The 10633-nt window shown below is 66.1% G+C and carries 12 protein-coding genes and 1 tRNA gene; 9 read left to right on the top strand and 4 right to left on the bottom strand.

Going from position 1 to position 10633, the window contains the following annotated elements; translation table 11 throughout:
* Entirely contained in the window at nt 1-930 is a 930-nt protein-coding gene (locus tag ACFFJK_RS10510; RefSeq protein WP_379679078.1) for a 2-hydroxyacid dehydrogenase, read from the top strand.
* Nucleotides 931-934: 4 nt separating this feature from the next.
* Nucleotides 935-1855, top strand: coding sequence for a hydroxymethylglutaryl-CoA lyase (locus tag ACFFJK_RS10505; protein ID WP_379679077.1), 921 nt, complete (start codon nt 935-937; stop codon nt 1853-1855).
* 92 nt (nt 1856-1947) lie between these two features.
* On the opposite strand, the gene ACFFJK_RS10500 is transcribed toward ACFFJK_RS10505, so the two are convergent.
* Nucleotides 1948-2024 (bottom strand) — tRNA-Pro (locus tag ACFFJK_RS10500).
* A 148-nt stretch (nt 2025-2172) separates the two neighbouring features.
* Between ACFFJK_RS10500 and ACFFJK_RS10495 the strand changes: the two genes are divergently transcribed.
* Together ACFFJK_RS10495 and ACFFJK_RS10490 are read left to right on the top strand one after the other, a co-directional pair.
* Entirely contained in the window at nt 2173-2781 is a 609-nt protein-coding gene (locus tag ACFFJK_RS10495; protein WP_379679076.1) for a hypothetical protein, read from the top strand.
* 153 nt (nt 2782-2934) lie between these two features.
* The gene (locus tag ACFFJK_RS10490) at nt 2935-3474 is read left to right on the top strand and encodes a hypothetical protein (RefSeq protein WP_379679075.1); all 540 of its coding nucleotides are present in this window, start codon (nt 2935-2937) and stop codon (nt 3472-3474) included.
* Nucleotides 3475-3537: 63 nt separating this feature from the next.
* Here the strand turns inward: ACFFJK_RS10490 and rsmI are convergent, their stop codons facing one another.
* Nucleotides 3538-4443 carry a 16S rRNA (cytidine(1402)-2'-O)-methyltransferase gene (gene rsmI, locus ACFFJK_RS10485; RefSeq protein ID WP_379679074.1) on the bottom strand — a complete coding sequence of 302 codons (906 nt, stop codon included), beginning with the start codon at nt 4441-4443 and terminating at the stop codon, nt 3538-3540.
* Nucleotides 4444-4454: 11 nt separating this feature from the next.
* Here rsmI and ACFFJK_RS10480 point away from each other — a divergent pair, with 11 nt between their 5' ends.
* The 5 genes from ACFFJK_RS10480 to ACFFJK_RS10460 all read left to right on the top strand — a co-directional run bounded on the left by ACFFJK_RS10480 (nt 4455) and on the right by ACFFJK_RS10460 (nt 7962).
* Nucleotides 4455-5717, top strand: a complete 1263-nt coding sequence (locus tag ACFFJK_RS10480; protein WP_379679073.1) for a penicillin-binding protein activator — start codon at nt 4455-4457, stop codon at nt 5715-5717.
* A 1-nt stretch (nt 5718) separates the two neighbouring features.
* The gene (locus ACFFJK_RS10475) at nt 5719-6075 is read left to right on the top strand and encodes a YraN family protein (protein ID WP_379679072.1); all 357 of its coding nucleotides are present in this window, start codon (nt 5719-5721) and stop codon (nt 6073-6075) included.
* An 84-nt stretch (nt 6076-6159) separates the two neighbouring features.
* Nucleotides 6160-6753, top strand: a complete 594-nt coding sequence (locus tag ACFFJK_RS10470) for a phosphoheptose isomerase (RefSeq protein ID WP_379679071.1) — start codon at nt 6160-6162, stop codon at nt 6751-6753.
* A complete protein-coding gene (locus ACFFJK_RS10465) occupies nt 6750-7385 on the top strand; it encodes a BON domain-containing protein (protein WP_379679070.1) in 636 nt (211 codons plus the stop codon). The genes ACFFJK_RS10470 and ACFFJK_RS10465 overlap by 4 nt, the downstream gene beginning before the upstream one ends.
* Before the next feature lie 49 nt (nt 7386-7434).
* Complete coding sequence (locus ACFFJK_RS10460; RefSeq protein ID WP_379679069.1) at nt 7435-7962, top strand: TlpA disulfide reductase family protein; 528 nt, start codon at nt 7435-7437, stop codon at nt 7960-7962.
* 34 nt (nt 7963-7996) lie between these two features.
* Here ACFFJK_RS10460 and ACFFJK_RS10455 read toward each other — a convergent pair whose 3' ends face one another.
* Together ACFFJK_RS10455 and ACFFJK_RS10450 are read right to left on the bottom strand one after the other, a co-directional pair.
* The gene (locus tag ACFFJK_RS10455; protein ID WP_379679068.1) at nt 7997-8419 is read right to left on the bottom strand and encodes a PaaI family thioesterase; all 423 of its coding nucleotides are present in this window, start codon (nt 8417-8419) and stop codon (nt 7997-7999) included.
* A gap of 201 nt (nt 8420-8620) precedes the next feature.
* Nucleotides 8621-10600 carry a helicase-related protein gene (locus tag ACFFJK_RS10450; RefSeq protein WP_379679067.1) on the bottom strand — a complete coding sequence of 660 codons (1980 nt, stop codon included), beginning with the start codon at nt 10598-10600 and terminating at the stop codon, nt 8621-8623.
* Nucleotides 10601-10633: the final 33 nt, after the last annotated feature.

The raw sequence follows: 10633 nt of genomic DNA, 5'->3' as shown, positions 1-10633 counted from the left end.
ATGCGCATACTCCTGTTCCGCGGAGACGGCGTGATCGAGCCATGGGCGCGCGAATTCGCCGCCATCATGCCGCAGGTGGAGACCGTTGCATGGAAAGAAGGCAGCGCGCTGCCGCCATGCGACTACGCGGTGGTGTGGAGCCCGACACCGGCCTTGCTGGACCAGCTGGCGCACGTGCGGGCGATCTTCCTGATGGGCGCCGGCGTCGATGCCCTGCTCAAGCTGGGCGACGCGCTGCCGCCGGTGCCGATCGTGCGCCTGGGCGACGCCGGCATGGGCGTGCAGATGGCGGAATACGTGGCGCATGCCGTGCTGCGCTACTTCCGCCGCTTCGACGACTATGAGCAGCAGGCGCGCCACGGCGTCTGGGACCCGCTGCCGCTGACACCGAGGGAAGAATTCACGGTCGGCATCATGGGCCTCGGTCGATTGGGCCTGCCGGTGGTCGAGGCGATGCGCCTGTTCGGCTTTCCTGTACGCGGCTGGAGCCGCACGCCGAAGGACATTCCAGGCGTCGAATCCTTCCACGGCGTAGATGGCTTGGATGCATTCCTGCGCGGCACCCGCGTGCTGGTGTGCATGCTGCCGCTCACGCCCGAGACGGCCAACCTGCTCGACCGCCACAACATGGGCAAGCTGCGGCCGGGCGCCTACCTGATCAACGTCTCGCGCGGCGCCATCGTGGCCGAGCCCGACCTGATGAGCCTGATCCGTTCCGGCCACATCGCCGGCGCCACCCTCGACGTGTTCCGCCACGAGCCGCTGCCGGCGCCGCACCCGTTCTGGAACGAGCCGCGCATCAGCATCACCCCGCATGTTTCGGCGCTGACCGTGCGCCACGACGCCGTGCGCCAGATTCTGGAGAAGATCGCGAAGCTGGAGAGCGGCCAACCCGTCGACGACGTCGTCGACCGCGATTTAGGATATTGAAAAAATGAACCAGCAACCCGCCTTGCCGCAGAAGGTCAAGATTGTCGAAGTGGGGCCGCGCGACGGCCTGCAGAACGAAAAGGAGGCGCTGTCCGCCGAGGTGAAAATCGAATTGGTGAACCGCCTGGCGCGCGCCGGCTTCGCCAACGTCGAGGCGGCCTCCTTCGTGTCGCCCAAGTGGGTGCCGCAGATGGCCACCAGCAGCGAAGTGATGGCCGGCATCGAGCGCCTGCCAGGCACGATCTATTCGGCGTTGACGCCGAACATGCAGGGTTTCGAGGCGGCGCTGGCCGGGAAAGCCGATGAAGTCGTGATTTTCGGCTCGGCCTCGGAAGCGTTCTCGCAGAAGAACATCAACTGCTCGATCGCCGAGTCGATCGCGCGCTTCGAACCGGTGGCGAAAGCTGCCAAGGCCAACGGCCTGCGCCTGCGCGGCTCGATCAGCACCGCCTTCGGCTGCCCCTACCAGGGCCAGGTGCCGTTAGAGGCCGTGGCCGACATGGTGCGGCGCATGCGCGACCTCGGCTGTGACGAAATCGACATTGCCGACACCATCGGCGTGGCGACCCCGCGCCAGACCCAGGCGGTGATGCTGCGCGCGGCGCAGGAATTCCCGCTGCAGCAGCTGTCGGGCCACTTCCACGACACCTACGGACAGGCGCTGGCGAACATCTACGCGGCGCTGGAAGTCGGCGTGGCGATCTTCCACTCGTCGGTGTCGGGACTGGGCGGCTGCCCGTATGCAAAAGGCGCCACCGGCAACGTCGCGACCGAGGACGTGCTGTACATGCTCGATGGGCTCGGCATCGAAACCGGCATCGACCTGGACCAGGTAGTCGATGCCGGGCAATTCATTTCGCAGCAGCTGGGCCGTAAAGGCGCGAGCCGCGCCGGCAATGCGATTGCCGCGAAGCGGGCGGGTTGAGCCATGGGGTGGCCGGCATGCCGGCCACCCACAAAAACCCTGCTGAAACGAGAAAAGCCGACAGTGTTCACTGTCGGCTTTTCTCTTGATACTGGTCGGAGTACAAGGATTCGAACCTTGGACCCCCTGGTCCCAAACCAGGTGCGCTACCGGGCTGCGCTACACTCCGAAGACAAAGATCATAGCGTGTTAGTAGGATCAGGTCAAGGTTTAAGGGAAAAATAAGCGCATCGCCGTATGCTCCTTTGCATTATTTCAATCATGATCAGGCGGACAAGCTTGTGAACCTGGCAGCTTACGACAGCAGAGTTGACATCATGAGGCTAGGGAACAGGCGTTTCCTGGTCGGCGTCGGCGTGTCGGTCGGCGTGCACCTGCTGCTGTTGCTCGCTTACCGTCACACGGGGCCATCGATGCCGGCCTTCCAGCCTGAAGCGCCCTCCTCGATTGCCGTCACCATCCGTCCACCGGCGCCGCCGCCAGCGCCGCCCAAGGTGGAGGAAGCAGCGCGCCCGCCCGCCGAACCTGCAGCGCCCCGTCCTGCACGCCGGCGCGCTTCCCCGCGGGTGATCGCCGTCCCGGCCACGCAGGAAAGCCCCGGGGAGCCATTCGTGGTCGAGCAAGCTACTGAACCGGCTGAACCGGCCGAGTCGGCCGGACCGGCGCCGGATGGCGACAGCGATGCGCCGAAGTTCGATCTCGGTGCCGCCAGGCAGACCGCGCGGCAACTGGCCGGGCAAACCAAGCTCGGCCGCGAAGGCACGGCGGTGGCGCAATTTCCCGACCCGCCACTGGAAACGGAAACGAAGGCCGCGCGCGCCATCGGTAAAGCGAAACGCCGGAACTGCAAGGATGGCCTGCCGGGCGGCCTGCTGGCGCCGCTTTTTCTTGCCATGGACAAGAAGGACAGCGGCTGCAAGTGGTGAGATGTCTTTCGCAGGTATGGACGGCGCCCGAGCCCGGCCGATGCGCTGCGCCCCGAGCAGGGGCGTGGATAAGTGAGAATGCACGCATATTTTCCGACCAGAAGGTGGCATCATCTGAAGCTCAACGACTAGAGCTCATCCGAAAGGGAAAGTATGAAATATGTGGTCCACGCCCTGCTGGGTCTTTCGCTGGTCTCGATCAATCCTGCATTTGCGGCCGCCACGGCGCCCCCGTCGCAGGCGGCGGCACTTGGTTCCGCCCATGTGAAAGCCGTGCACGATCTGCTTGGCGCCATGCAGGTCGAGAAACTACTGCGCGGCGTCGCCGCGCGCAGTCGTTACCAGAGCGAAGGGCAGCGGCAGGCCGTGTTCGCCAAGCTCGAAAACATCCCGCCCACCGAGGTTTACCGGCGCCTGGCGGCACCCATGGCGAACGTCATTTCCGCGGATACCGCGACCGAGATGACCCGCTTCTACCACACGCCCTACGGCAGGAAGGTCATCCACAACAAGTACAACAGCGGCGCGCAGATCATGATGCCGGGCGCGCAGCCGGTTGTCCCGCCGGAAGAAAAGAAGGAACGCAAGCGCGCCGCCTATGTCCAGGCGAGCAAGGAACTCGCGGACGCGCAACCGGTACTCGAGCGCGAAGCGTTCAAGCTCCTCCAACAGATCAACAAGGAAAAGCGATGAACGCCGCCATGCGCGCGAACGGCTAACCAAGAAGCCGCAAGGAAGGCGCTGTCCCGAGACTGCCTACTCGCCCTTGATCTGCAGCGCCCGCTCGTACAGCGCGTTCTTCTTGCGCCCCGTGATCTGCGCCGCCAGGTTGGCCGCCTGTTTCACCGAGCATTCGGTGAGCAGGATCTGCAGGATGCGTTCGGCTTGCGCATCCTGCGCATCGGTTTCCGGAACCGCCCCTTCGACCAGCACCACGAACTCGCCGCGCTCGCGGTGCTGGTCGGCTTTCACCCAGGCCAGCGCCTCGCCCAGCGGGCAGCGGTGGACTTCCTCGAACAGCTTGCTCAGCTCGCGCGCGAACACCACCTGGCGCGTCGGCTCGAAGACCGCCATCAAGCCTTCGACGCAATCGACGATGCGGTGCGGCGCCTCGTAGATCACGAGGGTCGAGGTTTCGCGCACCAGCTCGGCCAGGGCGCTTTCCCGCTGCTTCGATTTTGCCGGCAGAAAGCCGATGAAGTGAAACCGGTCGTTCACGAAGCCGCTGGCCGACAGGGCCGTGATCACGGCGGACGGTCCCGGCAGCGGCACCACGTTCAGCCCGGCCTCACGCACGGCGTCGACGATACGCGCCCCCGGGTCGGAGACGGCCGGCGTACCGGCATCGGACACCAGCGCCACGCGCTGCCCGCTCCGCAGGCGTTCGACGATCTTGTCCGCCACTTCGCGTTCGTTGTGCTGGTGCGCGGAAATGGTCTGCTTGCTCAATCCGAAGCGCTGCAGCAGCGCGCCGGTCTTGCGCGTATCCTCGCAGGCGACGACATCGCTCAGGGCCAGCAGGTGCAGCGCGCGCAGCGTAATGTCGGTGACATTGCCGATCGGTGTAGCCACGACATACAGCGTTGCGGTAGGATAGGACTGCTGGGCCGCCTCGCCCATGACGGGAAGCCGGGCGATGTCGATGGTCTGCTGTTCTGTCATAAGGGATTCCGATGCTGAAGAAAAATCTCAAGGCGCTGCTTGCAAGCGCAGCGCTTGGCCTGTTAGCGGGATGCACGAGCACCCCCTTGCCGCCCGATACCGGTTGCGGCGTACCGGGCGGATTGTGCGCGCCCATCGGGCCGAGTGCAAGCCCGCCGCCTGCCGCCCCCAGCTACACGCCACCGCCGCCCGTGGAACGCGCCATCACCAACCCGGTCGAATTGCCGCCTTCCAGCGACGGCCGCCCGCGTGCCGCCGATGTCGGCGGATCGGGCGCGCGCATCGCCCTGCTGTTGCCGCTCGAGTCCGGCACCTTGGCACAACCGGCCGAGGCGGTGCGGGCCGGCTTCATGGCCGCCTGGGAACGCGACCGCGCCGGCATCAGCGTCAGCGTGATCGCCACCGGCGACACCGCGCAGGCCGCGCTCGACGCCTACGGCCGCGCGGCCGCGCAGAGCGACATCGTGGTCGGCCCGCTGGCCCGCCCCGCCGTGGCCGCCCTCGTCACCAGCGGCGCCGTCACCAAACCCACCATCGCCCTGAACCACCCGCAAGTCAACGGACCGCTGCCGCGCCAGATGCTGGTGGTCGGCCTGTCGCTCGAGGACGAAGCGCGCCAGGTCGCCGACTGGGCCGCGGCCGAGCAGCCGGGCGGACGCGCCCTGGTGCTCACCGGCACCACCACCTGGCAGCAGCGCCTGACCGGCGCCTTCACGGCCCGCTGGTCGCAGCTGGGCATGAACAACTACGTGGTCGAATTGCCCAGCAGTGACGGCTACGTGGACGCCAATGCACTGGCCGACCTGCGCGCGCGCATCCAGGCCGACCCGCCGCAGCTCGTGTTCGCGGCGCTCGACGCGGTCCAGTTGCGCCAGGTGCGCAGCGCCATCGGCACCTCGCTGCCGACCTACGGCACGGCCTCGGTCAACCCTGGCCGTGATCCGAACGTGTCGGCGCCGGAACTGGCGGGCGTGCGCATCCTCGACCTGCCCTGGACCGTGCAGCCCGAGCACCCGCTGGTGGCGAGCTACCCGCGCTGGGACGCCGGCAACGGCGGCTTCGACATGCAGCGCCTGTACGCCCTGGGCATCGACGCCTTCCGCATCGCGCGCGAACTGGCGCTGCGTCCGGGCAGCGCCTTCGAGCTCGACGGCGTGACCGGCCGCCTGTCGGTGGACATGGGCGCCGGCGGCGGCGCCGCATTCCGCCGCATCGAGACCGGTACGATCTACCGCGAGGGCGGCATGTTCGAAACGGCAGCCTTCGGACGCTGACATGTGGCCGCCGCGCCTGTCACCGCGGCAGGCCCAGGGCCGCAGCTGGGAACAGACTGCCCTGCTCCACCTGCGGCGCCAGGGCTTGACGCTGGTCGAGGAGAACTTCCGCTGCAAGGGCGGTGAAATCGACCTGATCATGCGCGACGGCGAGTCCCTGGTCTTCGTCGAAGTGCGCCAGCGGGCCGAACGCACGCACGGCGGCGCGGCCGCCAGCATCACCCCTGCCAAGATCCGCCGCCTGACCCGCGCGGCGCAGTTTTATTTGTTGCGTTTTCCCGTCACCCCGCCCTGCCGCATCGATGTCGTCGCCATCGACGGCGACCATCTCGAATGGCTGCAGAATGTGGTCCAATGAGTGTGGTCCAATGCGCATTGAAATGTAAGCAATTTTTACCGCGGTTGCCCGCCCCCTGTTGCCACTGCACTATAATCCCCGGCTATGAATACTCAACGCATCCTCGCTCACTTCCAGGAGAGCGCCGATCTCAAGATGAAGTCGGCCGCAAGCCTGGCCCAACCCATTTCGCAGGCGGTCGAACTGATGTTTGGCGCCCTGTCCAACGGCAACAAGATCCTGGCGTGCGGTAACGGCGGTTCCGCCGCCGACTGCCAGCATTTCGCTGCCGAGCTCGTCGGGCGCTTCGAGCGCGAGCGCTTTCCGCTGCCGGCGATCGCCTTGACCACCGATACCTCGATCCTGACGGCGGTCGGCAACGACTACAGCTTCAAGGAGATCTTCTCGAAGCAGGTGCAGGCGTTCGGCCAGGCGGGCGACATCCTGCTGGCGATCTCGACCTCGGGCAACTCGGCCAACGTGCTGGCCGCGGTGGAAGCGGCGCTGGAACGCGAGATGCGCATCGTGGCCTTCACCGGCAAGGATGGCGGCGCGCTGGCCAAGCTGCTGACCGACGCCGATGTCCATATCAACGTGCCACACGCACGCACGGCGCGCATCCAGGAAGTCCACCTGTGCGCGATTCACTGCATCTGCGACGGCATCGACGTCGCACTGTTCGGAGGAGATGAAGAATGACCAACATGCGCCCGCTGGCCGGCCTGCTGTCCAAAATCGTACTGGGAACCGCGCTGGCTGCTTCGCTGTCGGGCTGCGTGGCCCTCGCTGTCGGTGGCGCCGCCACTGCGGCCCTGTCGGCCAATGACCGCCGCACCCTCGGCATGCAGACCGAAGACAAGGCGATCAACGTCAAGGCCGAACTCAAGATGCGCGAGCTCACCGGCGAGAACGGCCACGTCAACGTCACCAGCTACAACCGCAAGGTGCTCTTGACCGGCGAAGTGCGCGACGAAGCGATGAAGCAGGCGGCCGAACGCGAAGTGCGCGCGATCGCCAACGTGGTCTCGGTGATCAACGAGCTGGAGATTGCCGGCCCGTCGAGCTTCACCTCGCGCTCGAACGATGCCCTGATCACCACCAAGGTCAAGGCCAGCCTGGTCGACAAGAAAACCGTGTCGGCCACCGCATTCAAGGTCACCACCGAACGTGGCGTGGTCTACCTGATGGGCCTCGTGACCCAGCGTGAAGGCAACATCGCGGCCGATGTGGCCAAGGGCGTGCCAGGCGTGAACCGCGTCGTCAAGATCTTCGAGTATATCCAGGACGAAGATCCGCGTGCGAGCCAGTCGGCGCCAAGGCAGGCTTCGTAATACTCAACGGCAGGACTGCGGTCCTGCCGTTTTTTCATCCGCTTCCATCATGACCGCTACCACTGATTCCAAATTCGCCCGATCCTGGTTCAAGCCCGCCGCCATCGGCGCGGTGGTGCTGGCGCTGGCCGGCATCGGCTACGCCTCGTTCAACAGCAGCACGCCCGCGCCGGACGTCACGTTCATCAGCATCGCCGGCGACAAGATCTCTACCCAATCCCTGCGCGGCAAGGTCGTGATGGTCAACTTCTGGGCGACCTCCTGCGTCACCTGCGTCAAGGAGATGCCGCAGATGGTCGAGACCTACAACAAGTACAAGGCGCAGGGACTGGAATTCGTCGCGGTGGCGATGCAGTACGACCCGCCCAACTACGTGCTGAATTTTACGGAGACGCGCCAGCTGCCGTTCACGGTGGCGATCGACTCGGCCGGCGACATCGCCAAGCAGTTCGGCGACGTCAGCCTGACCCCGACCACCTTCCTGATCGACAAGAACGGCAGGATCATCAAGCGCTACGTGGGCGAGCCGGAATTCCCGGCCCTGCACAAGCTCATCGAAAAAGAGCTGGCGTCCTGACGCCGACTGCTCATACCTCGCCTCAAGCCTTTGCTCAGGCCTTCGGATAAAGGATCATCTGGGTGCAGCGGAACAAGGCGATGGTCTTGCCGCTGTCCTTGTCGGTGACGGTCGCATCCCACACCTGCGTGGTGCGGCCCAGGTGCGCGGCGGTCGCCACGACCGCGATCGTGCCCTGGCGCGCGGTGCCGAGGTGGTTCGATTTCAGTTCGATGGTGGTAAAACTGTGCGCGCCTTCCGGCAGGTGGGCGATGCAGGCGTAGCCGGCCGCGGTGTCGGCCAGCGTCACCACGCTGCCGGCATGCAGGTAGCCGTTCGGGGCGAGCAGGTGCGGCTGCACGGGCAGCTCGGCGCAAACGCGGCCTTCGCTGACCTCCGTGATCCGGATGCCGAGGTGGCCGGGCAGGAACGATTGGCCGAATGCGTTGAAGGTTTCCGGGGTGTGGTTCGGGTTCATGGTGCTTGTCTTTAAGGCAAAGGCGGGATCGTACACCGTGCGCGCTGATCGTGCAGGCTGGGTGAGTGGACGCGCGGCCAACTTGGGTTCCCGCCTGCGCGGGAACGACGAATTGGAGTACGAGTCCGGAATTGCCTTCGTAGCCTGCTACCTGAAGGCCGTCGTCCGGCGCAGGCCGGGACCCAAGTTTCACGAACAGCCTTAACGCCTGCGCTTGCTGCCCCCCGCAGAGCCACCGCGCTGCCTTGCCGCCGTATTCTGCTGCTGCAGGATCGCGTCGACACGTTCCGACGCCTCGCGCGCCAGCTGCTGCGCCTCGCCGATGCTCGGGAAGTACTCCGGCTCGCGGTACCCCAGCCACGCATAGGCCGAGTACATGCGGCAGGTATCCTCGACCTCCTGCAGGTTCATGTAGAACAGCTCCTGCGGATGCGGCGTCAGCTTGCACACCTTTTTCTTGGCCAGCGACAGCGCCCAATGTTCCCAGGCGCTCTGCAGCACCGGCACCCGGTTCGAGATCGGCACCAGCGACAGCATGAATTTTTCCGCCACGCTCAAGGGCAAGGTGTCGAGCCATTCGGCGCGCTCGTTCTGCTCCTCGGTGATGCGCGGATAAAAAAAGCCGTCCGGCACGTCGATGTTGTGCACGAAGCGGCGCAGCAGTTTTACCAGGGATGTCTCGCCCGTCACCGACGAGATGCGGTGCAGCTGCTCGAGCGAGGGCGCGACCGCGAAGCCGGTGGCCGCTACCGGCGGGATCTTCTCCTTCATCAGCGCGCGCATGACCTGGTGCGTGTCGTCGTCGTAGCCGGCGACAAAGCCTTCCTCGTGCACGCCGTAGCGCCCTGCCCGGCCGGCGATCTGCTTGGCCAGCGCCGCCGGGATCTCTTCTTCCTCGACCCCGTTGTATTTCACCGTGGTGGTCATGACGATGCGCGCGATCGGCATGTTCAGGCCCATCGCCAGCGCGTCGGTGCCGACCACGATGTCGGCCTGGCCTTCGCGGAAGCGCTCGGCCTGGGCGCGCCGCACCTCCGGCGACAGGTTGCCGTAAACGGTGGCGACCGACAGCCCCTTCTCGGTGATCATGTCGCGCCACATCAGGACGTCGCGCCGCGAGAACGCGATCACCGCGTCGCCACGCCGCAGGTTGCCGAGCTTGCGCACCGGCGATGGTTCCATCGCCAGCGGCGCCATGCGTTTGAGCACGTGGACCTCCAACGGCACTTCCAGCCGTTCGGCCAGGGCTTCGATCGCGCGCCGCGCTTCCGGCGCGCCGACCAGGAACACCGTCGACGCCGGCGCACCGCACACGGCGGCGGTCCAGGCGGCGCCGCGGTCGCGGTCGGCCAGCATCTGGATCTCGTCGATGACGGCGACCTCCACCGGCGTTTTCGTGTCCAGCATCTCGACCGTGCTGGCGACGTGGGTCGCGCCCTCGGCGATGCGGCGTTCTTCTCCCGTGATCAGGCTGACCTTGATCTCCTTGCCGTGCGGGCGCGCGCTTTGCAAGCGCTCGTAGTTCTCCAGCGCCAGCAGGCGCAGCGGCGCCAGGTAGACGCCGCTCTCGGCCTTGGCCAGCGCTTCCATCGCGCGGTGGGTCTTGCCGGAGTTGGTGGGCCCGAGCAGGGCAATGAACTTGCGCTGCATCCTGCTGGCCACCTCGAACGATTCCGGATACTCGGCCAGGTTGATGCTTTCCTTGGTGCGCGCGGCGTGGCGCTCTTCCTGCTCGCGCTCGACCGCGTGGGTCAGGCGCTGCGAGATGCGGTGAAAGACGTATTCGGCCGGCTCCGAGGTTTCCAGCTCGTCGAGCACATGCAGGAACAGCATCGGGTCCCAGCCGAAGTTGTCGGCTTCCTCGGCAATGTCGCGCACGAACGCCTCGGCCTCGGTCTGCAGCTCTTCGATGGCGTCGGGCGTGGCGCGCTCCTCGAGCAGGTCGCGCCGGGCCAGCATGTCCATCTTGCGCCATTTGCTCGGCTTGGCCAGCACGCCGCGCGAGGGAACGAGGCGGTAGGGCACGCGCAGGCCCTCGTAGCGCACTTCTCCGGAAAAGCGCAGGAACACGCGGCCTTCCATCTTGACCAGTTCGATGCCGCGCTCGGCGAAGTCGAGTTCGCGCTCCAGGAAGGCGTCGTCGTGTTCGGTGTCGTCGGAAGGGGGGGGGGAATGGTTCATGGTCGCTTGCGTGATGTCTAGTTGCTATCAACT

It is taken from the genome of Massilia consociata (assembly GCF_042432755.1).
Lineage (GTDB): Bacteria > Pseudomonadota > Gammaproteobacteria > Burkholderiales > Burkholderiaceae_D > Telluria > Telluria consociata.
The sequence above is the reverse complement of the archived record's forward strand: the minus strand, read 5'-3'. Positions and strand labels throughout refer to the sequence as shown.

Coding starts and splice junctions, on each gene's coding strand:
- ACFFJK_RS10450 (WP_379679067.1), bottom strand. CDS start 10,600: ATGAACCATTCCCCCCCCCCTTCCGACGACACCGAACACGACGACGCC.
- ACFFJK_RS10475 (WP_379679072.1), top strand. CDS start 5,719: ATGTGGCCGCCGCGCCTGTCACCGCGGCAGGCCCAGGGCCGCAGCTGG.
- ACFFJK_RS10470 (WP_379679071.1), top strand. CDS start 6,160: ATGAATACTCAACGCATCCTCGCTCACTTCCAGGAGAGCGCCGATCTC.
- ACFFJK_RS10465 (WP_379679070.1), top strand. CDS start 6,750: ATGACCAACATGCGCCCGCTGGCCGGCCTGCTGTCCAAAATCGTACTG.
- ACFFJK_RS10460 (WP_379679069.1), top strand. CDS start 7,435: ATGACCGCTACCACTGATTCCAAATTCGCCCGATCCTGGTTCAAGCCC.
- ACFFJK_RS10455 (WP_379679068.1), bottom strand. CDS start 8,419: ATGAACCCGAACCACACCCCGGAAACCTTCAACGCATTCGGCCAATCG.
- ACFFJK_RS10495 (WP_379679076.1), top strand. CDS start 2,173: ATGAGGCTAGGGAACAGGCGTTTCCTGGTCGGCGTCGGCGTGTCGGTC.
- ACFFJK_RS10505 (WP_379679077.1), top strand. CDS start 935: ATGAACCAGCAACCCGCCTTGCCGCAGAAGGTCAAGATTGTCGAAGTG.
- ACFFJK_RS10510 (WP_379679078.1), top strand. CDS start 1: ATGCGCATACTCCTGTTCCGCGGAGACGGCGTGATCGAGCCATGGGCG.
- ACFFJK_RS10490 (WP_379679075.1), top strand. CDS start 2,935: ATGAAATATGTGGTCCACGCCCTGCTGGGTCTTTCGCTGGTCTCGATC.
- rsmI (WP_379679074.1), bottom strand. CDS start 4,443: ATGACAGAACAGCAGACCATCGACATCGCCCGGCTTCCCGTCATGGGC.
- ACFFJK_RS10480 (WP_379679073.1), top strand. CDS start 4,455: ATGCTGAAGAAAAATCTCAAGGCGCTGCTTGCAAGCGCAGCGCTTGGC.